The sequence below is a fragment of the Streptomyces odontomachi genome, assembly GCF_024435355.1.
In the GTDB taxonomy this organism is placed as follows: domain Bacteria; phylum Actinomycetota; class Actinomycetes; order Streptomycetales; family Streptomycetaceae; genus Streptomyces; species Streptomyces odontomachi.
This window is the reverse complement of sequence record NZ_JAMJWG010000026.1, coordinates 92,591-115,993: the sequence shown is the minus strand read 5'-3', so window position 1 is coordinate 115,993 and position 23,403 is coordinate 92,591. Positions and strand designations below refer to the sequence as shown.

Genomic DNA, 23,403 nt, shown 5'->3' with positions numbered 1-23,403 from the left:
CGCGGCGGCGGTCCGCAGGCCGGGGGGTCCACGGATCGCCGCCGCACTTCTGCACACCTGCGGCTTCTTCACTTATGCGGCCCAGGCACATCCGCGGCTTCAGCGCATCTACGGCCTCAGCACATCTGCGGCTTCAGCCATGCGCACTCGAGCCCGGCGCCGTCCTGCTCGGCCGCCTTGTCCTCGTGCAGCGACCGGGGCGAGACCGTGACCGCCTTGTCCGCGCTGGAGGAGGCGAGGGTGACCACGATGGCGTCCTGGATGTCGGTGACGCTGTCCGCGAGGAAGTTGTTCAGCAGGATGCTGTAGACGAGCTTGCGGCCGCCCGCGTCGGTCACGTACCCGGACAGGGAGCTGGCCCCGGTCAGGGTGCCCGTCTTGCCGCGTGCGTTGAGCGCGGCCGGGGTGTCGCACATCCGGGAGCGCAGGGTGCCGCCCACGAACCGGTCCGGGTCGCAGGCCACCGGAAGCCCCTTGTACCAGTCGTCGAACCAGGGTTCGTGGCGCACCTTCACCAGCAGTTCCGCGAACGTCTCGGCCGGCACGTTGTCCATCCGCGACAGCCCTGACCCGTCGACCTGCCGCAGCTGTGCGGTGTCGAGCCCGAGCCCCTTCAGGTAGTCGTCGACGGCGGCGAGGCCGGCGTCCCAACTGCCCTCGCCTGCGGTCTTGACGCCCATGGCCTTGGTGAGGATCTCGGCGTGCATGTTGTTGGACAGCTTCAGGAACGGGATGAGCAGGTCCTTCAGCTGCATCGAGTCATGCGTGGCGAGCGTCCGGGCGCCGTCCGGGGTGGCCCTGCCCAGGCTGGTCGGTCCCAGGACGTGGACGCCGTGCGCGGCGAGCGCGTCCCGGAAGACGGCGGCGGCGTAGCCGGTCGGGTCCCAGACGGTCACCCACTCCATGTCGGGGTCGGCGTCGGCCGGGATGCTGCCGCTGATGGTGATGTCGTTGGTGCCGTGCGCCCGGTCGACGGTGATGCCGCCGTCGTCGCCGGCCGGCGCGGTGGTGGCCGTGACGTCGACGTGCACGTAGTGCGTCGGCGGGGTCACGGTCACCTTCGCCTTGTCGCCCACCGCGGCGCCCGGGGTGATGGTGGTGATCACCGTGCCGGTGTCGTAGTCGGTGTTCGGGGCGACGGCGAGCGCGGAGATCTGCGCGGAGTAGTAGGACGCCTCGTCGTCGGCGGCCCAGGAGCGGCCGAGCCGCTGGTCGTCGAAGCGGGTGTCGTCGGCGACCAGCCTGCCCGTGACCTGCTTGACCCCGGCGCCGGCGAGCTGGGCGGCCAACTGGTCGTAGTCCTCGGCCAGCAGGGTGGGATCGCCGGTGCCGCGCAGGTACAGGTCGCCGTTCAGCACCGTGCCGTGCTGCCTGCCGGTGCTCAGGACGTCCGTGCTGAACCGGTAGTCGGGCCCGAGCACCGCCATGGCGGCGGTCGACGTCAACAGTTTGGTGTTGGACGCGGGCATCAGCCGGTTGCCGGAGGTGTGCTGGTAGAGGACGTCGCCGCTGTCCGCGTCGGCGACCGTCACGCTCTCCTGCCCACCGGACATCCGCGCGTCGGCCAGGATGCCGTCCAGTGCCTGCGGCAGTCCGCTGTCGTCACCGTCGGCACCCGCACTGCCTGCGGGCGCGCTCCAGGCCAGTGCGGCCAGCGCGAGTGCGGCGATGAGACCGCGGAGTCTGTTGCGCCCCCGCCCGGGGACGCGCTCTCTCACTGATCTGCTCATGCCACAGGAGCATCCCCGAGTGCGGTGCCCAGGGACAGGGGCAGGGCACAGATCCGCATGCGGCGATCGTTCCCGTACGCGTCGGGCCGGCGGAGGGCCGTGCGTCTCTGAAACAGCATTGCAGCGAGCGCGGGACAGCACTACCGGCTCGCCCTTGGATACAGTTCCCCCGGACATGAGCATTCCTCGGGGGGAGTTGTGAGATGACGGGCGGTCAGCAGCGGGAGCAGATCTTCCAACCGCTCGCCGGCGACGATCCTGCCACCGTCGCCGGATACCGGTTGGCGGCCAGGCTCGGCGCCGGTGGCATGGGCAAGGTGTACCTGTCGTACACGCCCGGTGGACGGCCGGTCGCCATCAAGGTGATCCGGCCCGAGTTCGCCGAGGACGCCGAGTTCCGCCGCCGGTTCGCCCAGGAGGTGCAGTCGGCGCAGCGGGTTCAGGGGCTGTTCACCGCGCCCGTCATCGACGCGGACGCCGAGGGCCCGCAGCCCTGGCTGGCCACCGCGTACGTGCCGGGCCCCTCGCTCGCCAATGCGGTCGTCACCCACGGGGCGCTGCCGACCGAGACGGTGCTCCTGCTGGTCGCGGGGGTCGCCGAGGCGTTGCAGGTCATCCACGGCGCGCACATCGTGCACCGCGACCTGAAGCCGTCGAATGTGCTGCTCGCCGCCGACGGGCCACGCGTCATCGACTTCGGCATCGCCCACGCCGCCGACGCCACCTCGCTCACCGGCAGCGGCGTCACCATCGGCACCCCGGCGTTCATGGCCCCCGAGCAGGCGTCGGGCAGCCGGGTCACACCGGCCACGGACATCTTCGCGCTGGGCCAGGTCGCGGCGTACGCGGCGATGGGGGGCCCGGCGTTCGGCGAGGGCACCGGGCACGGCATGCTCTACCGGATCGTCCACGAGGAGCCCGACCTCAGCAGGCTGCCGGCGCAGCTGCGGGAGCTGGTCACGCGCTGCCTCGCCAAGGATCCCGCGGGCCGGCCGTCCCTCACCGACATCCTCCAGCTCTGCCAGGCCGCCAACGCGGAGACGGTGCTGCGCCGCCCCGAGGAGTGGCTGCCGCGTCCCGTTTCCGCCGACATCACGGTGCGCGCGGCGGCCCCGGCTCCGGCCCAGACCCCACCGCCCGGCTACGGGCCCTCGGCGGGCTACTCCCCGACCGCACCGGCGTCCCCGTCCACCCCGCCACCCGGGTACGGCCCCTCGGTGGCCTACTCCCCCACGGCTCCGGCGTCCCCGACGACCCCGCCGCCGGGATACGGCCCGTCCGCCGCGCACCAGCCGACGCAGCCCGCCGGGCCCTTCCCCGGCTCGGCCCCGATGCCCGTCCCGCCGCAAGCCCAGGCCCAGGCCTACGCCCCGACGCAGTTCCCGACGCAGGGGCATCCGCCGTACGCGGCGACCCAGGTGCCCGGGGCGCCGCATCCCCAGGGCGCTCCCGGAGCCCCCAAGTCCGGGGGGAAGTCGAAGCGGGTCGCCCTGATCGCCGTCGTCGCCGCGCTGGTCTTCGGCGTCGGCGTGGGTGGCACGGTGTACCTGCTCAAGGACGACGGCAAGAAGTCGCCGCAGGGCAGCGGTGCGACCGACCATGCGACGCACGACCAGCAGAGCGGCTCCGGCGGTGCGGACAGCAGCGAGAGCGCCACGCCGGGCGGCTCCAAGCCCGACCCGAAACCCGCCGTCTACGACGGCATCAACCTGACGGCCGGCTACCACCTGACGCTCGGCGACGACCCGGTGCGCCCCCAGAACGGCGCCGACGACACTGACGACCTGTCGTACCACAAGGTCGGGTACGTCTCCGTCGGGTACGAGGGCGGCAGCATGGTGCTGCTCGACCCGGCAGAGGAGGGGTCGCTCGACACCTGCCGCACGGACACCCGGTTCACCCAGACCATCGAGGTGAGCAAGCTCTCCAAGGGCCGCCAGATCTGCGTCACCACCGACACCGGACACCTGGCCCTCGTCACGATCAAGGGCAAGTCGGCCGAGGACTCTCCGAGCGAATACATCACGCTGGACCTGACGGTCTGGCGCAACGCCGCGCCCTCCGGCACAGGCAGCTGACCCATCGGGCCCCGGCAGGCGAAGAGGGCGCACACCCGGGTACCACCCGGGCGTGCGCCCACCATGCCCCAGGTCAGATCCGTTCCAGCACGGCGCCCAGTCGCGACATGATTCCCGTGCGCCAACCGCCGCCCATGATGGTCCTGGCTCGCTGCTGCACCGGGTTGTCCGGATCGAACCCCTCGTGGACGAGGAACAACCGCGTACCGGTCCCCTCCGCCTCCACCGTCCAGGTGATGGCCCAGTCGACCTGCGCCCCCTCGGCGGGGTGGGCGTCCTGCCAGCCGATCCGCAGCGACTTCCCCTCCTCGAAGGCCAGCACCTCGGCCTGCACGGTGCCGGAGAAGCCGGTCGCGGGGATGGGCACGCCCTGCATGGTGTAGCGGTGCCCCACCTCCAGGCGGAAGTCGCCCGGCATCAACCAGCCGGCGATCAACTCCGGCTCGGTCAACGCTCGCCACACCTTGGCCGGCGGATGGGGCAGGAACTGGTCGACCCGGATCATGGTGGGGTCGGCCGGACCGGTCAGGTGGGTCGGGTCGGCGGGATCCACCGGGGCGAATTCGTCACTCATCGTCGTCTTCACTCACTACTGTCGTCTTGCCGTCGGGCAGGGGATGGCCGTCCAGCGCGGAATCGTCGTCCGGCATGGCGTCGAGCACCGCGCCGAGCGCGGTGAGCCGGTCACGCCAGAACCGCTCGAAGGGCCCGAGCCAGTCCCGTACGTCCTCCAGCGGCGCCGCCTGTAGCCGGTACCACCGCTGCCGTCCGCTTCTGGCTTCGCTGACCAGACCGCACTCCCGCAGCACCCGCAGATGCTCGGAGAAACTGGGCCGCGCCATGTCGAACCGCCCGGCCAGCGCCGCCACCGGCTGCGGCCCTTCCTCCCGCAACAGCCGCAACACCTCACGACGCACAGGGCTGGCCAGCGCGGCGAACACACGATCCTCAGACACGGATGCTGCCATGCCCCCACTATGCGTAGGAAATTTCCTACCTGTCAACCGCCGCCCCCTCCGCACACACCCCGACGCACGCCGACGCGCCAGCACGACTACGGGTGTGCACCCTCGCCCACGAACCCAGGACGGCTCCCACCACACCAAAAAGGCGAGGCAGCGCCTGCACCACCAGCAGACACCCCTCGCCTCACCAGGCAGACGAACGACCACACCCACGCGGCCACCAACGGGGACATAGGCAAGCAAAGCCGCGCAAAAACACGACAAGGCGAGGCCACCTGCACATTCCCCAGGCACACCTCGCCCCACCAGACGGGCCAACGCCCCCCACACCCACGCGGCCGCCAAGGGGGCGTGGGCGGGCAAAGCCCCCCACACGCGCGGCAAAGCCGCGCAAAAACACGACAAGGCGAGGCCGCCTGCGCATTCCGCAGGCACACCTCGCCCCTCGCCGAGTGGAGATGGCGGGAATCGAACCCGCGTCCAACGGTGCGGAATCAGGGCTTCTCCGAGCGCAGTCCGCTGCGATTTTCTCGGCCCCGGAGATCACGCGGACAAGTCTCCGACGGGCTCAGTCACTGTTTGATGTCCCTGTAGGCCCCGTGACCGGGTCTACAGGTTTAGTCCCCTAGCTGATGCCAGGATCCGGGTCGGGAACGGCCCCGGGCTGACACTTCGCGAGTCGCTGCTCAGGCAGCGAGGGCGAAGGAATCGCGCTTGGTATTGGCGATTATTGGTTTCGGCCTGTGGTTTACGAGATCATGGCCGCTTCCTCGGCTCGCTTCCCCTGCTTCGACAGCCGCTGTCGAAACCGATCATCCCCATGTTGATTTTTCAATCCCGCGCCCTCGCCTGGAGGGCTTGGCGCCCCGGTGTGCAGGGCGAATGCCATCGTACGGAACAACGGGCGCGGGGGCCAGTCCATTCCCGCGCACCGAACCTCCACGCTCGCGTACCCGGTACGCCCCACACAAACCGCCTTGCGTGCGCCTACGCACAGCAACCACGACACGATGCGGTGACCCAGCGTCGCAGGCGACCACGTGACGTCCCGGGGGCGCCCGGCACGGCTTTCGTCGCCGTCGGGGTCACTGCCCGACGGTCTGGCGGTCCGCGGCGACGAGCGCGACGGACTCCCTGACCGCATCCAGCGCCGCCGCACGCTCCTGCCCGGTCATGCGGGCCGGCGCGTGGGTGATCACGGGGTCGAGGACCTGGAAGCCGGTGAACTCCAGCATTCCGCGGTGGATATGGAACAGGAAGTCGTCCATCGAGCCGTAGCCGCCGCCGGGTCTGAACGACTCACCGGACCCGCCCGTCGTGAACAGCAGCATCGCACGCTTGCCGGCGAGCGCCGCGTCGCCGAAGATTCCGTGGTCGCCGCCGAAGACCCCGCCCATGACGAAGACCCGGTCCACCCAGCCCTTGAGGATGGCGGGCAGCGAGAACCACCACATCGGGAACGACAGGACGAGCAGATCGGCGGCGAGCAGCCGATCCAGATGGGCCTGGACGGCCGCGTCGAGCGTCCCGTCCTTGACGGCGCGCATCTGCTCGGCCTGCGGCTTGAAGTGGCCTTCCACGGGGGCGAACTCGTCACGGGCGAGCGTCGGGGCCCATGCGTCGGCATAGAGGTCGAGGACGTCGACCCGGTAGCCGGCATCGCGTAGGGCCTGGGCCGCAGTGGTCATCTGTGCGGTGGTGAACGAACGGGGCTCGGGGTGAGCGTGGACGATCAGGGCCGTGGGAGCAGCATCGAAGGTCGACATGGAGAAATCATATCGACGTATTGCGATATGTCAATCAGAGGTCGTCGCCGATCGCTCGCGCCAACTCCGCCAGCCGCCCCTCATCCCGCCGGTAGTGCGTCCACTTGCCCACCCGGGTGGGAGTCACGAGCCCCGCCCGCTCGAGCGTGGTCATGTAGCTGGAGACTGTCGACTGGGCGAGCCCCGACTTCGCCTGGATGTGCGTGACGCACACGCCGACCGACTGGCGGTCCGCGATCGGCTCGTAGGCACCGAAGTGCATGTCGGGGTCCTTCAACCACTGCATGATCTGCAACCGGGCAGGGTTGCCGAGGGCCTTGAACACCTCGACCAGATCACCCGCGCCCAGCCCTGCCGTCGCGGCCATGGGCCACCCCTCTCGCCAGACACTTCTCGCCAGACACTTCTCGGCCGACATCTCCCGCCCGGCGTCTCCCGCCCGGCATCTCTCGCCAGTCGTTCCGACACACCACGATATCTCGATATGTGGCCGGTGGGTGACGCCCGCGGCTTGCGGGTCCGGGGTCCGGGGTGCCGGGGGCGGTCCTCCTAGGCCCGCACCCGCCCCCGCCGACGCGCGTCCGACATGGCGCGGTCGGCCTCGCGGCGGTCCTGCCGCTCCCGCAGCGTCTGCCGCTTGTCGTACTCCTTCTTGCCTCGGGCCAGCGCGATCTCGATCTTGGCGCGGCCGTCCTTGAAGTACAGCGCGAGCGGGACGATGGTGTGCCCGGTCTCCTGGGACTTCGCGTCGAGCTTCTCGATCTCTTCGCGGTGCAGCAGCAGCTTCCGCTTGCGTCGGGCGCTGTGGTTGGTCCAGGTCCCCTGGGTGTACTCGGGCACGTGGATGTTGTGCAGCCACGCCTCGCCGCCGTCGAGCTGGATGAAGCCGTCGACGAGGGAGGCACGGCCCTGGCGCAGCGACTTCACCTCGGTGCCCGTGAGGACCAGGCCGGCCTCGTAGGTGTCGAGGATGTGGTAGTCGTGCCGCGCCTTCTTGTTCTGCGCGATCAGCTTGCGCCCTTTTTCCTTAGCCATAGTGTGGCCATTTTCGCACTAGGAGGGGGACCCGAGGCCACTCAATACCGTCTCGGCCTGCTTCCTGGCTCCGGCCTGGACCTCGAGGTCCGGTTCGATGCCGAGGCCGTCGAGATTGTGGCCGAGGGGTGTGCGGTAGTGGCCGACGGTGAGCTCGGCCACGGATCCGTCGGGCAACCGGCTGGGCATCTGCACGGAGCCCTTGCCGAAGGTGCGGGCGCCGACGACGACGGCACGGCCGCGGTCCTGGAGCGCACCGGTGAGCAGCTCGGCGGCGCTCATGGTGCCGCCGTCGACCAGGGCGACGACGGGACGGCGGGTGTCACCGCCACGCGTGGCGTGCAGGGAGCGCTGCTCACCCTCGACGTCATAGGTGGCGACGATGCCGCCGTCGAGGAAGACGGAGGCGGTCTCGGCGGCCTCGGTGACCAGGCCGCCCGAGTTCCCGCGCAGGTCGAGCAGGATCCCCGCGCCGTCGGGCGCCTCGCGCACCGCCTTGCGCACCTGTGCGCCGGAGCCCTTGGTGAAGGACGCCACCTTGATCAGGACCCCGCCGCCGGCGCTCGGCCCGAGCTGCTCGACGGTCACGGAGTCCGTGGACAGCCGGGCTCTGTGCAGCGTCTGCTGCCAGGCGTGGCCGCCGCGGGACACGGCGAGGACGACGGTGCTGCCCGGTGCCGGGGCCCTCCCGCCGTCCGCGTCGCCGCGCAGCAGGGAGACGACCTCGGTGACCGGCAGGCCGCCCACATGGCGGCCGTCGATGGCGGTGAGCCGGTCGCCCCCGCGGATGCCGGCACGGTCGGCGGGCCCACCGGGCTGTACCCGGGCGACCTCTATGTGCCCGTCGGATCCGCGGATGACCCAGAGGCCGACGCCGGTGTACTCACCGTCCAGCGCCTGCTCGAACTCGGCGTACTCGCCCTCGGAGTACACCGCGCTCCAGCGGTCCCCGCTGCGGCTGACCTCGCGCCGGGCCGCGTCGGTCGGCGACTTGCCGTCCGCCATGGCCTCGGCGGCGGCCCGGGTCACGTCGCTCTGGTACGCGGCGGCGGTCGAACCGCCGGCGGGGACCGTGGTGGGCTTGCCGTCCTGGTCGCTCGGGTTCGTCCAGGCGTCCGTGGCCGCGCCGGTCGCGAGGACTCCCGCGAAGACCAGTGTCAGTGCCGCCGCGTGACGCCTGCGGCGGGGTCTGCCGAAATGGTCGGGGTCGGACATGACGGTGAGTCTAGGACAAGCCGAGCCGCCGCACGGGTGGTTGCCCATCCCGGTGTGGCGGCGTTCGTCACACCTTCAAGTACTTGCGCAAGGCGAAGAAAGCCGCAAGGGCGGGCATCAACAGCCCGATGGCCAGCACCAAGGGCAGCTTCGTGAGCACCGCGTCCCAGCCGATGAAGTTGATGAGATTCAGCTTCTGAGACAGCGCCAGACCGTGGTCGATGATGAAGTACCGGCCGACGATCAGCATCACGCAGGCGACGAAGCCGCCGATGAGCCCGGCGACGGCGGCCTCCATGATGAACGGCATCTGGATGTAGAAACTCGACGCGCCGACCAGCCGCATGATGCCGGTCTCCCGCCGTCTGCTGAAGGCGGAGACCCGAACCGTGTTCACGATCAGCATCATGGCGACCACCAGCATCAGCGCCATCACCGCCAGCGCCGCCCAGTTCATGCCGTTCAGCAACCCGAAGAGGTTCTCCAGGATGCCCTTCTGGTCCTGGACCGACTGCACACCGTCACGCCCGTCGAAGGCGGTCGCGATGACCTGGTATTTCTGGGGGTCCTTGAGCTTGATGCGGTAGCTCTCCTGCATCTGGTCCGGGGTGAGCGAACGGGCCAGCGGGGAGTCGCCGAACTGCTGCTTGTAGTGCTTGTACGCATCGTCGCTGGACTCGTAGATGACCTTCTCGACCACGCCGTTCATCTTGTGGAGGTCGGCCTTTATCTGCGTCTTCTCCTCGGTGGTGGCCGGGCCCTTGGCGCAGTTGGGGTCGGACTCGGCGTCACTCTTGTTGCAGAGGAAGATCGAGACGTTGACCTTGTCGTACCAGTAGCCCTTCATGGTGCTCACCTGGTCGCGCATCAGCAGCGAACCGCCGAACAGCGCGAGGGACAGGGCCACGGAGACGACGACCGCGAAGGTCATCGTGAGATTGCGGCGGAGACCGACACCGATCTCCGACATGACGAACTGGGCGCGCATGGCGTCTTCTCAGGCCTTTCCGTGGATCAGTGCCGAGGCCGCCGCCCGGGGGGTGCCCGGGGCGACGGTCCGGAGCATGGCCGGGGCGACGGCCCGGCGGGTGCGCGGGGCCTCGGGGGAGGTCACCGTGCCGGGGTTCGACCGGGCTCGGCTGCGGACTCGGGACTGCGCGGACATACCGGGGCTCTCAGTGCTGGTAGCCGTAGACGCCGCGCGCCTGGTCACGGACGAGCCGGCCGGTCTCCAGCTCGATGACGCGCTTGCGCATCTGGTCCACGATGTTCTGGTCGTGGGTCGCCATCAGGACGGTGGTGCCGGTCCGGTTGATCCGGTCGAGCAGCTTCATGATGCCGACGGAGGTCTGCGGGTCGAGGTTGCCGGTGGGCTCGTCGGCGATCAACAGCTTGGGGCGGTTGACGAAGGCCCTTGCGATCGCCACGCGCTGCTGCTCGCCACCGGAGAGCTCGCCCGGCATCCGGTCCTCCTTGCCGCCGAGCCCGACCAGGTCGAGCACCTGCGGCACGGACTTGCGGATCTCACCGCGCGACTTGCCGATGACCTCCTGGGCGAACGCCACGTTCTCGGCGACCGTCTTGTTCGGCAGCAGGCGGAAGTCCTGGAACACGGTGCCCAGCTGGCGGCGCATCTGCGGCACCTTCCAGTTGGACAGCCGGGCGAGGTCCTTGCCCAGGACGTGCACCTGACCGTGGCTGGCGCGCTCCTCGCGCAGGACCAACCGCAGGAAGGTGGACTTTCCGGAGCCGGAGGACCCCACAAGGAACACGAACTCGCCACGCTCGACCTCCAGGGAGACATCCCTGAGAGCGGGGCGGGTCTGTTTGGGGTAGGCCTTGGAGACATTGTCGAATCGGATCACGGATACACCACAAGTCGCTGGGGTAGGTGAGCGTGACCATACGCGAACCGGGTACGCGTCCGCAGTCGACGCCATGAGTTACGCGGGGTTTGCGGAATTTGTCACGTAATGGGATGTCGCATTTCACAGCGTGCTCGGCATCGGGTCGCCGACCGCGGCGGAACCGTGCGTGAAAGGGTGGCTCCGGCCCGGAACCGGGCAGAATGCGGACAGGTCCCGGAGCGTGCCGGAGCGTGAACGGGCCGAAACGGCAGTCCGACTCGCCCCCCTGGGGCACCCTGGACCGTGTCAAGCTCCAGGTGGGAATCGCGCCATTTTCCGGGGAAACTGGCACAGTGGAGGGAACGGTTGCGCCACTTGGAGCGTTACTTCTTCAGAACGCTGGTGCGGCAGGCCCAGCCTGGGGGTACCTCTGGGGTACCCGCCACGGCCTTCGGGCGATGGGGAGCCCTTGAGGCAGTGGAGGAGGGAGGAGGAGTCCGCATGACTTATGACCGTTTGGTGTGTGCAAACTGCGCCGCACCGGTCAGTGAAGGCCGCTGCCCCGTCTGCCGGGCGAGCCGCGAGCGTCTACAGCAGCAGAACCCCTGGTCGGCCCTGAGCCCGATGACCCTGATCGCCCTGCTGGCGGTGCTCATCGCGGCGGTCGCCCTGCTGGCGCACTGACGGCGCCCCCGGGGGGATGTTCACGCTCCACCCCGCAGAGAGCGGGCCCAGGGGCACCACAGACGCCTGTGCGCTCCACCCACCCGCTCCACCCACCCGCAGAGACACAGAGACTTGAACATGGTCAAGGCCCGGAGCCGTAAGCTCCGGGCCTTGACCATGCCCCGGGGAATTCCCCGAGCACTGTCTCGTCTGCCAGCCATGCCACACGGCGTGTCACGACCCCGTCACGCGGGGTCCCGCCGTGCCCGCACGGGCCGCCGTTACTTACGCAACGCCAGCGCCGCGACCGGCCACGAAGCGCGGCAGGATACGGAAGGCGACACCGCCGGCGATCATCGTCGCCGCACCGATGATCAGGAACGACGTCTCCGCCGCACCGGTCTCGGCCAGCTGGTCCTGACCCTTGCCCTGCGCCGCGGGCTGCGAGCCGCTGTCGGACAGGCCGTCCTTGCCCTGGCCCTGCTCGACCGGCTGGGAGCCGTTGTTGTCGGGGCCGGTGTTGTCGTTGCCACCGGTCTCGTTGCCGGTGGTGTTGCCCTGCGAGTCGTCACCCTCGCTGGTGCCCTGGTTGCCGCCCTCGGAGGTGCCCTGGTTGCCACCTTCGGAGGTGCCCTGGTTGCCACCCTCGCTGGTGCCCTGGTTACCGCCCTCGGAGGTGCCCTGGTTGCCACCTTCGGAGGTGCCCTGGTTGCCACCCTCGCTGGTGCCCTGGTTGCCACCTTCGGAGGTGCCCTGGTTGCCACCCTCGGAGGTGCCCTGGTTGTCGCCGCCCTGGTCATCGCCGCCACCCGTGGTGTCACCGACGACGGTGTTGCCCTCGCCGCCGGTGTGCACGCCAACGTCGATACCGAGCACACTGACGTCAGCGTCGAGCGCCGAGGCGGCACCCGCGGCGGTCAGTGACGCGCCTACGGCGATCACCGCACCGGCGGCCACCCGCGCAACGCGGACCCGCGTCTTCTTCGTCATCTGCCTGCTACCCCCAGTAGCTTCAGTGTCAGTAGTGCAGCGCCCGGGACTGGGTCGTCGGGAGTAGCTGTGATGGGCGGCCCCCGCTCACGCGTGCCCCGGAGATACGCATGCCGCGGTCAGCCTTCCCAGTTTTGAAGGCGACGTCAAGGTCATTTGGCGAACGATGTCCGCATTGAAGTGAGTTGACCTACGCAAGGGTATGTGAATGTGACGTAAACAGGAGCGGGAGATTCCAACGTATAGCAAATGGTGGCGAGTTACCTTGTCTACAAAACCATCGCCACTCGTCGCCCGCTCATTGCGTCGGGACGGACCGGCGGATTACCTGTCCTGCTGCTTGCGCCAGCGGATTCCGGCTTCCAGGAAACCGTCGATCTCACCGTCCAGAACGGCCTGCGGATTGCCGACCTCGTGGTCCGTGCGAAGGTCCTTGACCATCTGGTACGGCTGGAGGACGTACGAACGCATCTGGTTGCCCCAGGAGTTGCCACCGTCGCCCTTGAGGGCGTCCATCTTGGCCTGCTCCTCCTGGCGGCGGCGCTCCAGCAGCTTCGCCTGGAGGACGTTCATGGCGGTCGCCTTGTTCTGGATCTGGGAGCGCTCGTTCTGGCAGGAGACGACGATGCCGGTGGGCAGGTGGGTGATGCGCACCGCGGAGTCGGTGGTGTTCACGCCCTGGCCGCCGGGTCCCGAGGAGCGGTAGACGTCGATGCGCAGCTCGGTCTCGTCGATGTCGACGTGGTCGGACTGCTCGACGACCGGCAGGACCTCGACGCCGGCGAAGGAGGTCTGGCGGCGGCCCTGGTTGTCGAACGGGGAGATGCGCACGAGGCGGTGCGTGCCCTGCTCGACGGAGAGGGTGCCGTAGGCGTAGGGAGCCTGGACCGTGAAGGTGGTCGACTTGATGCCGGCCTCCTCCGCGTACGACGTGTCGTAGATCTCGGTCTTGTAGCCGTGCCGCTCGGCCCAGCGCAGGTACATGCGCTGGAGCTGCTCGGCGAAGTCCGCGGCGTCGACGCCGCCGGCCTCGGCGCGGATGTTCACCACGGCCTCGCGCGCGTCGTACTCGCCGGAGAGGAGGGTGCGGACCTCCATCTCGTCGAGTGCCTTGCGGACCGCGGTCAGCTCGCCCTCGGCCTCGGCGCGGGTGTCCGGGTCGTCCTCGGACTCGGCGAGTTCGAAGAGCACGGCCAGGTCGTCGATCCGGCCGCGCAGCGTCTCCGCCTTGCGGACCTCGGCCTGGAGGTGCGAGAGCCGGCTGGTGATCTTCTGCGCCTCGTCCGGGTTGTCCCACAGGGACGGCGCGGCTGCCTGCTCCTCGAGCATGGCGATATCGGCCCTCATCTTGTCGAGGTCCAGGACGGCCTCGATCGACTCCATGGTGGAGGAGAGGGACTTGAGCTCTTCGGATACGTCGACAACTGCCACGTCCCCCAGCCTAACGGTTCGGGCAAGCGAGCTTGGGCCCGCCGGGGCGTGCGGGGCGAGCCGGCGGGGGACGGACGGTGCCCGGTCGTGTTCGGGCGCCCACCGTGGGTTCACGTCGGTCGCGCGGGGGGCGCCGTGGCGATGCGGCGGGGGGTGGCGGATGTCACGGTGGCGGGCGACCTGCGGTCACGGTCTGGACGGGCGGGGCGTGACCCCGGAGCTACGGAGCTACGGGGTTTTGACGGCGCTCGCGGCGCTCACGGGGCTCACGGGGCTCACGGCGTGGAGGACGAGTGGGTCGAGCGGTCCGGGGGCGTGTCGGAGTCGTCGGAGGTGGCGAGCCAGGTGCCGATGCCGGCCACGGCGAGGATGACCACGGCTCCGGCGCCCAGCAGCACCCGGCGCCGGCCCGCGGTGCGGTTCCGCGCGGAGCCGGGTCTCGGTTTTCCGGTCGCGCGCGGCGCACGCGCCGTGCCCCGGGCGCCGCCGGCGAGCTCGTCCGCTTCGGGGACCCGCATGCTGGTGTGGGTGTCGCGGTTGGAGTCCGGCGCCGCCCCCGTCACCAGGGACACGGCGCCGCGCCGCACCAGCGGTCGGCGTGGCTCGGAGGCCGGCGGCTCGCCGCTCTCCTCGGCCGGATCGGCCTCTTCCGGCTCGTCGACGTCCAGCGGCGGCATCCCGGCCAGCTGGGGCAGCTGCTCCCGCAGCCGTTCGGCCAGCTCGGAGGCGCGTAGGCGGGAGGCCGGCGCCTTGGCCAGGCACTGGACGACCAGCTGCCACAGCTCGTCGGTGATGCCGGGCAGCGGGACGACCGTCTCGGTCACATGGCGGCGCAGTACGGCGCCCGGGTGGCCGCCGCCGAACGGCGTGAAGCCGGCCAGCATCTCGTACAGCACCGTCGCCAGGGCGTAGATGTCGACGGCGGCGCGCGGCGGCAGGCCTTCGACGATCTCGGGGGCGAGGTAGTCCGGAGTACCGATGATCTTCGTGGCGCGGGTGTGGCGCGGCGAGTCGATCAGCTTGGCGACGCCGAAGTCGGTGAGCAGGGCGGGGTGGGCGCCGCCGGGGCCGAGTGGGCCCTGCATGTCGAGCAGCACGTTCTCGGGCTTGACGTCGCGGTGCACCACGCCGGCGGCGTGCGCGGCAGCGAGGCCGTCGGCGACGTCTGCGGCGATCGCCACGGCCGCCTCCGGGGCGAGGCGGCGCTCGCGGTCCAGGCGGGTGCGCAGGTCGGTGCCGCGGACCAGGTCCATGACCAGGGCGAGGTCGTTTCCGTCGACGACGAGGTCGTGGACGCCGACGACGTTGCGGTGGTCGAGGCCGAGTAGCGCGGTGCGTTCCTGGACGAAGCGGTTGACCAGTTCCTGGTCGCATGCGAGGTCCTCGCGCAGCAGTTTCACGGCGACGGGGCCGTCGGGTCCCTCGCCGAGCCACACCGTGCCGGCGCTGCCCCGCCCCAGGATCTGGTTCGCGGTGTACCGGCTGCCGATCTTCCGTGCCAAGACTGCTCCTACGGACGCGTGTTGGCGACAAAGCTACGCGGCTGGGGCGGCAACGTTCATGTCCGCGGAGGAAAATACCCCATGGGTGTCGACAAATCCCCACGGTGGGGTTCTCCGGGATCACTCCCGGGGGCCCGGTTGTCGGGAGGGGGCGGCGTTCGTCTGCCCGGGACGGGGTGGCGTTCGCCTGCCCGGTCCCGCTTTCCCCTCGCGGGGGCGGGGTCTGGGCCTGACGGCCCTCGGCTTTCCCCTTTCGGGGGGTGTGCTGTCGGGTGGTTGTCGAGGGGGGTGGTCGGCGGGGCGGGGTGCCCCATGAGGGCGGTGGCGGACTGCGTGTTTCGTCGTGGTGGGGTGCGCAGTTCCCCGCGCCCCTGGTTGTCCGGGCGACGTACGCCCAGGGGGAGCCTGGACCGGCGGGGCGGAGCTGGGTGCCCCTTCGGGCCGGTCGCGGACTGCGTGTTTCGTTGTGGTTGTGTGCGCAGTTCCCCGCGCCCCAATTGTCCGGCGGCGTGTGCCCAGAGGGGGCGCCTGGACCGGCGGGGCGGGGTGCCCCCTTTGGTCGGTCGCGGACTGGACGGTTCGTCGTGGTTGTGTGCGCAGTTCCCCGCGCCCCTATCGTCCGGGCGTCGGGGGTGGGGAGTTTGGCCCTCTTTCTGGGGGTGGTGGGGAGAGGGACGGGGCGGGGCGGGTGGGGTGCTAAGGGTTGGGCTTGTTGGTCAGTTTGTGCATCCAGTTGTTTCCGGTGTCGCCCAGTTTGCTCATCCAGTGGGTGATGTCGTGGTACCAGGTGGTGAGCTGGTCCCAGTAGCCCTTGGTGGTGTGGAGCCAGTCCTGGAGAGGGCTGAGTTCCCAGACCAGCCAGCCCGCCACGAACAGGATGACGATCGTGAACAGGCAGCCCTTCAGGCATCCGAGGCCCGGGATCTTCATCCGGTTCGGGTTGCTCCGGCGCGACTCCCGGGGTGGAGCCGGCTGCTGGGGCGGCGGGGCGTAACGCTGGGGCTGGGGTTGCGGCTGGGGCGCGGGGGCGTAGCGCTGCTGCCGTGGCTGCTGCGGGGGCGCGTACTGCGCCGGCTGTCGCGGCTGCTGCGGGGGCCGTGCGACCTGCCGCTGGGGGCGGCGGCGCAGGGGGTCCTCGCCGGGGTCCAGGTACTGCATCTGGGTCTGCTCGTTGCGGTCGCGGGCCGCCCGCAGCTGGTTCTGCCAGGGGTGCGGGTCGTCGGGGCCCGGACCGGGCGGTGCCTGCGGGACCGGCGGCAGTACCGCGGTGGGGTCGGGCGCCCCCGTGTTCGGCAGTACGGAGGTGGGCTCGGCGTCGCTCCCGCCACCCTGGCCGCCGGGACCGTTCGCGCCGGCCGTGTGCGGCAGCACGCTGGTCGCGGCGTTCGGGTCGAAGCCGCCGAGGCCGTTCGGGACGGTCGGGTCGGACGCGCCGGGTGTCCCGGTGCCCGGCACCGCCGCGGGGTCCGGGTCCGGGCCGAGCAGCGCCGCGACGCCCTCGGCCGCGGCGATCTGGGCGGCCGTGGCGTGCACGCCGACGCCTTCGGCGACGGTGCGCAGGGCGCGGGCCAGGTTCTCGGCGCTGGGGCGGCGGTCCGGGTTCTTGCTCAGGCAGCGCTCGATGACCGTCCACAGCGGATCGGGCACGGTCGAGGGCCGGCGCGGCTCGGCGCTCAGGTGCTGGTGCAGCACTTCGAGGGAGGTCTCCCCGGCGAACGGCGGACGGCCGGTGATCACCTCGTACATCAGGATGCCGGCGCCGTAGATGTCGACCGCGGAGGTCTGCGGGCGGCCCTCGGCTGACTCGGGCGCCACGTACGCGGGCGTGCCGACGAACTCGCTGGTGCGGGTGAGACCGGGCGAGTCCGCCAGCCGGGCGATGCCGAAGTCCGTGAGCAGCGGGTACATGCCGGTGCCGTCCTGCTTGAGCAGGACGTTCGCCGGCTTCAGGTCGCGGTGCACGACGCCGTCGGCATGGCTGGCCGCCAGCGCGTCGGCGATCTGGGCCGTCAGCAGGGCCGCGGACGCCGGCGTCATCGGGCCGTTCTCACGCAGGTAGCGATGCAGGTCGGGCCCGTCGACGAGATCCATCACGAGGGCGAGGAGATCGCCTTCCACGACGAGGTCGCGCACCCGCACGATGTTCGGGTGGGTCAGCCTGAGCAGCACGGAGCGCTCTCTCAGGAAGCGCGTCACGACGTCGGCGTCGTTGGCGAGCTCCTCCTTGAGGACCTTGATCGCGACGGTCTCGCCCGGCGCGCCCTGCACGGCCGCCTCGGCTCCCGCGGTCTCCCGCTGGCGGCCCCGCCAGACGGTTCCTGTGGCGCCGCGCCCGAGCGGCTCCTCCAGGAAGTACTTGCTGCCTACCGGCCGCACGTCATGCGCTCCCTGCTGCTCGGAGATGGATGGTCCGACCCGACCTTGCCCGGCGTTCCGGTGATCCGGAAGCCCTGGGGCCTGCCTTGTGGCCGCGGCCCCGGACTCCGTAATGCCGGCCCCGGAGCTCCCGGGTGGTGAAGATCCCGGGGGTCCGGAGCTGTCCGAGGCTGATCTGAAGATCGTCTGGGCTGGTCAGAGAGGTCCCTGGAGGGTCTGGGTGGACGGGGTGGTCGGGGTGCCGTAGGGCCCGGGTGGGTTCGGGCCGGACCCGAGCAACCGCCCCGGCGAGGGTCCGATCCTCCACTGTAGTGCCGCGTGCTGTGACACCGGCTGGCCTCGCGGTGGCCGGCCGGACACGTGGGGGCAGCGGCGTGGCGGTGCAGGTCCGCATCCAGGGCATCCGTCCGTGGTCGGTTTTCGGTTGCTCTCGGGTCGGTTTCCAGTCGGTTTTCGTCGAGGTGGGCGAGGTGGCGGACGGTCGTCGTGGACCGCCGCGCGGCGAGGTGCTGCCGCCCGGCCCGGCCCGCGGCCCCGTTCGACGGGAAGACGCGAGCCCGGTGCCGTTGGTTGCCGTCGGGTGTGACGTGCGGGCTTTAGGGGCGTCACGGGGCGCGAGGGCCGAACGCGCACTTGTGCGGGCAGAGCCGAACATTCAAGATCATTCCTTGGGGACCGTCGGGCGTGTTGTCGGTGGCAGGTGCGAGGATGCCCCTGAGTACTGGCCACGAGCCCGTGTGCGGTGGGGGGAATCTCACAAGTGCAGTCCCCGCGCCGGGCGCCCGCGCAGAAGGGACCGCCGACGCGATGCAGATCCGGCTGACCGTCCTCGGGCCACGCCGCGAGCCCTCAGCGGGCCGCCCGGCGGCGAGCGATGTGCTGGTCACCTCGCCCACCGGGACCGCTCTCGCCGCGATCGCCGCCGATCTGGCCGCCGCGGTCGGCGTCGACCGCAGCGACGGCCCCGTGGTGCTGTACGCCGGTCACGAGCGGCTCGACGCCCGGCGCGCCACGCTCGGCGAGCCACCGCTGCTCGACGGGGCGATGCTCAGCGTCGGCGCCCCCGCCGACCCCGGCCCCGACCCGGCCGTCGGTGCCGCCGCCCAGCTGCACGTGATCGCCGGCCCGGACGCCGGCGGGGTGCACCTGCTGCACGGCGGCCAGATCCGCGTCGGCCGCTCCGCCCACGCCGACGTCCCGCTCGACGATCCCGACGTCTCCCGGCTGCACTGCGCGGTGACGGTCGCCCCCGGTGGCGAGGTCACCGTCACCGACCTCGGCTCGACGAACGGCACCACCATCGCCGGCATCCCCGTCACCACCCACCCGGTCCGCCTCCCGCCCGGCGCTCCGTTGCGCCTGGGCGAGTCCACCCTCCGTCTCACCAGCACCCCGGCCACCGCCGAGGCCACCGGCACCCTGCCGACGGTCCCCGACGGCGAGGGGCAGGTGCGGGTACGGGTGCGGGGGGACGGGAGCGGAGGCGACGACGGGGCGGGGCGTGCGGGCGGCACCGGCGGTCCGGAGGCCGTCCGGGGCGCGAGCCATCCGGTGCCCGGGGCGCGCACGGCGCCCGATGGCAGTACGCATCATGGGTACGGTTCGGCCGGCTGGGGCGCCGCGGGGGGCGCCGCTGAGCCGGGCGGGGCGGCGGCGACGGCCGCGCGTGGCCATGAGACCGGCGGACGGCGGCCCGGCCCGGGCGCAGGTCCCGCTCCGGAGTCGGTGGCACGGGAGGTGTACGAGCGGACCGCCGACTCCCGTGAGGGAACGTACCCGCAGCGCCCCGGTGCCGCGGACACCCCCTGGCCCGCTGATCGGGACGGCTCGGGGCACGCGTCCCGGCCCGATGCTCCGTACGCCGATCGGGGCGACACGCCCTACGCCGATCAGGGTCACGGGCACACCGATCAGGGCCACGGCGGGACGCATGTCCAGGACAACCCCCTTCACGGAGCGCCTGGGCCGCGCGGCGCGCGCCGGCGCAGTGGCCTGTCAGCGTGGGCACGGCGCATCACGGGCGGCCGGCCCGACGACGCACAGGGCGAGTACGGCGAAGGGCCGGTCGGGCACGACCTGGACGCGACGAGCGTCCGGCACGCGTACGGCTGGTACGGCGGTCACGGAGCGGCCATGGGACGCGACGGCGTGCCGTACCCGGCGGACCCGGGCGACGAGGAGGCCCTCGCCGAGGCCGCCGCCGTCTGGCCCGACCCGGCGTCGCTGCTGCTCACCGCGCTCGGTCCGGGCACCCGGCTCTGGGAGCGCGGCACCGGTCACCCGGAGGCGCTCACGATCCGGCTCGGCACCGTCGACCGACCCGCGCAGGGCGGTACCGGCCGGCTGCCGGCGCTGCCGGTCACGGTCCGGCTGCGTGACGTGGGCGCGCTGGGCCTCGCCGGGCCGCGCGAGCGGCTCTCCGGGCTCGCCAGGTCCGTCGTCGCGCAGCTTGCGGCGCTGCACTCGCCGGAGATCCTGGAGATCGTCCTGATCAGTACGGACCGTTCCCGTACCACCGAGGTGCGTACCGCCGAGTGGGCCTGGCTCGGTTGGCTCCCCCACCTGCGCCCCGCGCACGGCCAGGACTGCCGCCTGCTCCTCGCCTTCGACCGCGACCAGGCCGCCGCCCGCACGAGCGAGCTGGTCCGCCGGCTGGAGGGCCGCCTACGGGACGAGAACCGCCTGTGGGACGCCGACGACGGCCGCGAAGCCGGCGCCCCCGGCATCGCCGTCCCCGGCCAGGGCCGCGCGCCGGCCGCCGGCGGCACCCCCGATGCCCGGCCGGCACAGGGCACCCCGTACGACCGCACCGACCACGACGGCGCGCGACACCGCCCGGACGACGCCCGGAGCACCCCGTTCCGTGCGAAGGACGAGCCACCCGGCGCGAGCCCCCACCCGTGCGCCGACGACACGTTCACCGTGGTCGTCGTGGACGGCGACCCCGGCTCGGCCGAGCTGCGGGCCGCGGTGGACTGGCTGGCCGTGCAGGGGGCGGCGGCGGGGATGCACGTGCTGTGTCTCGCCGAGACCCCGGCGCCCACGCCACCGGCGCCGCCGGCGCCGCTGGAGTCGACGTACGAGGCGGCCTGCGGGGCGTCACCGGTGTTCCGTTCCTGCCGGGCCGTGGCGGTGCTGAGCGGTGACGTCGCGACGGCGCTGCGGCTGCTGCGCACCGTCGACGGCAGGATCACCGGCCAGGCCGCCTCCGCCCGGGGCGCGGGCGCCGGGCAGGTGCCCCCTGCCGCGGTGGACGCGGTGTCGGCGGCGTGGGCCGAGCGGTTCGCCCGGGCGTTGGCCCCGCTGCGGCCGGAGGGCGCCACGGGCGGGCAGCGGACGCCCGGTTCGGCGCCGCTGCCGGCGACCGCCCGGCTGCTGGACGAGCTGGGCCTGGCCCGTGCCACCCCGGCGTCCCTGCTGGCCCGGTGGGCCGCCGCCGCCGACGACGGGCAGCCGTCGCCCCAGGGCCACCGGAAGTACGCCATGGCCCCCGGCGGCCGTGCCTCGGCCGTGTTCGGGGCAGGCACCCGTGGCCCGGTCGGTGCCGACCTGGTGGCGGAGGGACCGCATCTGCTCGTGGAGGGACCGGCGGGCAGCGGGCGTACGGAGTTGCTGTGCGCGATCGCCGCATCGCTGGCCGCGGCGGAGCGGCCCGAGCGGCTGGGGCTGGTCCTGATCGACGGCCGGGACACCACGTGCGGCATCGGCGGCGGCGCCGCGGGCGCCCACAGCGGTGAGCGGGCGGGCGGCGGCGGTGGCGGTGCTGCCGGCCGGTCCGGCACCGGCGACGGGTTGCGGATATGCCTGGATCTGCCGCATGCCACCGCGCATCTCGCGGTGCAGGACCCGGTGCGGATGCGGGAGTTCGCACAGTCGCTGACCGCCGAGCTGAAACGGCGCGCGGAGGTGCTGGGCGCCCTCGACTTCGCCGCGTGGCACGCCGCGCGTGCCGGGCGGGGCGCGCCCGGGCACCGCGGCGGCCGGACGGCCGAGACCGCCGCCGTGGAGGCCCAGACCGGGGTGACGCTCCGGCTGCGGCCCGAGGCCGTGGTGCGGCAGCGACCGGAACCGGCACCGGGGTCCCGCGCGGGGTCGGCACCGGCCGGCTCGGTCCCGGCGCGCGCCGCCGCGCCGGACGCGGGACTGCCGGGCACCGCCTCCCAGGAGGACCCGCCGATGCCGCGCCTGGTGGTGCTCGTCGACGACGTGGACGCGCTGCTCGCGCCGCCGCTCGGCTCGCCCGGACGGCCGGCGGCGGGCTCCGTCGTACGGGCCCTGGAGGCGGTGGCCCGGGACGGCGCCCGGTTGGGCGTGCACCTGGTGGCGACGGCCGGCACGCCAGGCGGCCGGGTGCAGGACACCGAGCTGGCGCGCCATGCCACCTTGCGCGTGGTGCTGGAGGCACCGTCGGGCGGCGGTGCGGAGGAACCGGCGCCGGGACGCGGGCGGGTACGCCGCCCCGACGGCACGACCACCGCCTTCCAGGCGGGGCGGGTGACCGGGCGCATCCCCAGGACCGGGACCCTGCGGCCCACGGTGATGCCGCTGGAGTGGGACCGCATGGGCGACCCGCCGGCCCGCCGCAGCGTACGGGAGTTGGGCAACGGGCCGACGGATCTCGCCCTGCTCGCCAGCGCGTTGGAAAGGGCGGCACGGGCTGCCGGCAGCGGGGGCACCTGAGGCGGGCCGGCGGCGGGAACCGACGCCGGCACCCTGGCGCCGCCGGCGCCCTTCGGCGAGTTCCGCGACGCTCGGCGCCGCTCGATGCCCCCTGGCGCGCCCAGGCGAAGCTCGGCTTCGCTTGCGGCCCGATGCGCCGTGGGAGCCGGGGAGGACGGCCTGATCACCGTCGGGCGAAGGCCCGTCGGACGCGCGGCCGAGGGGGGACGTACGGGCGGGTGACCCGGGGTCCCGCCTTCCCCGGCTCGGCCGGCAACGACCACCACGGCGTGCTCACCCGCACGGTGCGCGGCACCGCACGCTTCCTGGACGTGGTCCGCGGTACCGACGAGACGGACCCGGCGTCGCTGCCCGCGCCCGCCCGGCCCTTCGAGGAGCAGCTGGCGACCGTGGACCCGGGCGGGTTGCGGATCGCCCCGTCGACCGGGCTGGGCTTCGTTCCCTGCGAGCCGCGTGTGGCGGCCGTGGTGCGGGGCGCGGCCGAGGCGCTGACGGGCGCCATCGGTGGCCGCGAGGTGCCGGCGGAGGTGACGGTGGACGGCCGGTGCGGCGCCGCGTTCCGTACCCTGTCGGCCCCGAGGTACGCCGGATGGTCCGGCACGCCGCGCCCGAGGAACTGGCGCGGTCGGACGTGACGGCGCGCCGGTACGCCGAAGCCGCCCCACGCCCGACGAGGTGATCGGAGCGCACGAGGCCCGCCACCGGCTGGTGCGGGAACTGGCCGACGGCTTCGCCAGGTTCGACCTGCTGCCGACCCCGACGACCCGGCCGGCCGCCTTCCCCGCCGAAGGCCCGATGCCCCGCAGCACCGCCGGCCGGGACACCGACCACTGGGGCGCGCTGGGCCTGACCTATCCGTTCGACCTGTCCGGCCACCCGGCCGGCGGTCTCGGTGCCGGCCGGACGGGTCGACGGCACCCCCGTGGGACTTCAGATCGTCGGCCGCCGCCACCAGGACGCGCTGGTCCTCGCCGTGGCCGGCGCCTACGAACGGGTATGTCCTGGCCGTTGCTGGCGCCGCTGGGACGGTGATCGACAGGCGACGCGTCGACGGCACGTCAGGAGGCCTCCGCACAGCCTCACACCCTCCCGGCAACCCCCGTCATCCGGAGCCCCGCGCGG

The 23,403-nt window shown here is 72.2% G+C and carries 18 protein-coding genes and 1 other RNA gene; 5 read left to right on the top strand and 14 right to left on the bottom strand.

The window, feature by feature from the left end:
- Nucleotides 1–116: 116 nt before the first annotated feature.
- On the bottom strand, nt 117–1,730 hold the full coding sequence (gene dacB, locus NQO67_RS37100; RefSeq protein ID WP_255954864.1) for a D-alanyl-D-alanine carboxypeptidase/D-alanyl-D-alanine endopeptidase: 1,614 nt from the start codon (nt 1,728–1,730) through the stop codon (nt 117–119).
- 203 nt (nt 1,731–1,933) lie between these two features.
- On the opposite strand from dacB, the gene NQO67_RS37095 reads away from it, so the two are divergent.
- On the top strand, nt 1,934–3,808 hold the full coding sequence (locus NQO67_RS37095) for a serine/threonine-protein kinase (RefSeq protein ID WP_255954863.1): 1,875 nt from the start codon (nt 1,934–1,936) through the stop codon (nt 3,806–3,808).
- 73 nt (nt 3,809–3,881) lie between these two features.
- On the opposite strand, the gene NQO67_RS37090 is transcribed toward NQO67_RS37095, so the two are convergent.
- From NQO67_RS37090 to ftsE, 9 genes are all read right to left on the bottom strand, one after another.
- Nucleotides 3,882–4,382, bottom strand: a complete 501-nt coding sequence (locus NQO67_RS37090) for an SRPBCC family protein (RefSeq protein WP_255954862.1) — start codon at nt 4,380–4,382, stop codon at nt 3,882–3,884.
- On the bottom strand, nt 4,375–4,776 hold the full coding sequence (locus NQO67_RS37085) for an ArsR/SmtB family transcription factor (protein ID WP_255954861.1): 402 nt from the start codon (nt 4,774–4,776) through the stop codon (nt 4,375–4,377). The genes NQO67_RS37090 and NQO67_RS37085 overlap by 8 nt, the downstream gene beginning before the upstream one ends.
- Nucleotides 4,777–5,223: 447 nt before the next feature.
- Nucleotides 5,224–5,593, bottom strand: a transfer-messenger RNA (tmRNA) gene (gene ssrA / locus NQO67_RS37080).
- Nucleotides 5,594–5,858: 265 nt separating this feature from the next.
- Nucleotides 5,859–6,539, bottom strand: a complete 681-nt coding sequence (locus NQO67_RS37075) for an NAD(P)H-dependent oxidoreductase (RefSeq protein ID WP_255954860.1) — start codon at nt 6,537–6,539, stop codon at nt 5,859–5,861.
- A 34-nt stretch (nt 6,540–6,573) separates the two neighbouring features.
- Nucleotides 6,574–6,906 (bottom strand): ArsR/SmtB family transcription factor, encoded by a 333-nt coding sequence (locus tag NQO67_RS37070; RefSeq protein ID WP_255954859.1) that lies wholly within the window; start codon nt 6,904–6,906, stop codon nt 6,574–6,576.
- A 182-nt stretch (nt 6,907–7,088) separates the two neighbouring features.
- Complete coding sequence (gene smpB, locus NQO67_RS37065) at nt 7,089–7,574, bottom strand: SsrA-binding protein SmpB (RefSeq protein ID WP_255954858.1); 486 nt, start codon at nt 7,572–7,574, stop codon at nt 7,089–7,091.
- Between the two features lie 18 nt (nt 7,575–7,592).
- Nucleotides 7,593–8,789 (bottom strand): S41 family peptidase, encoded by a 1,197-nt coding sequence (locus NQO67_RS37060; RefSeq protein ID WP_255954857.1) that lies wholly within the window; start codon nt 8,787–8,789, stop codon nt 7,593–7,595.
- A gap of 67 nt (nt 8,790–8,856) precedes the next feature.
- On the bottom strand, nt 8,857–9,777 hold the full coding sequence (gene ftsX / locus NQO67_RS37055; RefSeq protein ID WP_255954856.1) for a permease-like cell division protein FtsX: 921 nt from the start codon (nt 9,775–9,777) through the stop codon (nt 8,857–8,859).
- A gap of 187 nt (nt 9,778–9,964) precedes the next feature.
- Nucleotides 9,965–10,654 (bottom strand): cell division ATP-binding protein FtsE, encoded by a 690-nt coding sequence (gene ftsE, locus NQO67_RS37050; protein WP_255954854.1) that lies wholly within the window; start codon nt 10,652–10,654, stop codon nt 9,965–9,967.
- Between the two features lie 483 nt (nt 10,655–11,137).
- On the opposite strand from ftsE, the gene NQO67_RS37045 reads away from it, so the two are divergent.
- Nucleotides 11,138–11,320: a hypothetical protein gene (locus NQO67_RS37045; RefSeq protein WP_255954853.1), complete on the top strand. Its 183-nt coding sequence runs from the start codon at nt 11,138–11,140 to the stop codon at nt 11,318–11,320.
- Nucleotides 11,321–11,587: 267 nt separating this feature from the next.
- Here the strand turns inward: NQO67_RS37045 and NQO67_RS37040 are convergent, their stop codons facing one another.
- The 4 genes from NQO67_RS37040 to NQO67_RS37025 form a co-directional block, all read right to left on the bottom strand.
- Entirely contained in the window at nt 11,588–12,292 is a 705-nt protein-coding gene (locus NQO67_RS37040; protein WP_255954852.1) for a hypothetical protein, read from the bottom strand.
- A gap of 324 nt (nt 12,293–12,616) precedes the next feature.
- Nucleotides 12,617–13,723 carry a peptide chain release factor 2 gene (gene prfB, locus NQO67_RS37035; protein WP_255954851.1) on the bottom strand — a complete coding sequence of 369 codons (1,107 nt, stop codon included), beginning with the start codon at nt 13,721–13,723 and terminating at the stop codon, nt 12,617–12,619.
- Between the two features lie 275 nt (nt 13,724–13,998).
- Nucleotides 13,999–15,225, bottom strand: a complete 1,227-nt coding sequence (locus NQO67_RS37030; protein ID WP_255954850.1) for a serine/threonine-protein kinase — start codon at nt 15,223–15,225, stop codon at nt 13,999–14,001.
- A 696-nt stretch (nt 15,226–15,921) separates the two neighbouring features.
- Complete coding sequence (locus tag NQO67_RS37025) at nt 15,922–17,601, bottom strand: serine/threonine-protein kinase (protein ID WP_255954849.1); 1,680 nt, start codon at nt 17,599–17,601, stop codon at nt 15,922–15,924.
- Nucleotides 17,602–18,408: 807 nt separating this feature from the next.
- Here NQO67_RS37025 and NQO67_RS37020 point away from each other — a divergent pair.
- The 3 genes from NQO67_RS37020 to NQO67_RS37010 all read left to right on the top strand — a co-directional run bounded on the left by NQO67_RS37020 (nt 18,409) and on the right by NQO67_RS37010 (nt 23,313).
- Nucleotides 18,409–22,281 carry an FHA domain-containing protein gene (locus NQO67_RS37020; protein ID WP_255954848.1) on the top strand — a complete coding sequence of 1,291 codons (3,873 nt, stop codon included), beginning with the start codon at nt 18,409–18,411 and terminating at the stop codon, nt 22,279–22,281.
- A gap of 218 nt (nt 22,282–22,499) precedes the next feature.
- Nucleotides 22,500–22,916, top strand: coding sequence for an amidase family protein (locus tag NQO67_RS37015; RefSeq protein WP_255954847.1), 417 nt, complete (start codon nt 22,500–22,502; stop codon nt 22,914–22,916).
- A 40-nt stretch (nt 22,917–22,956) separates the two neighbouring features.
- The gene (locus NQO67_RS37010; protein ID WP_255954846.1) at nt 22,957–23,313 is read left to right on the top strand and encodes a hypothetical protein; all 357 of its coding nucleotides are present in this window, start codon (nt 22,957–22,959) and stop codon (nt 23,311–23,313) included.
- Nucleotides 23,314–23,403 lie beyond the last annotated feature (90 nt).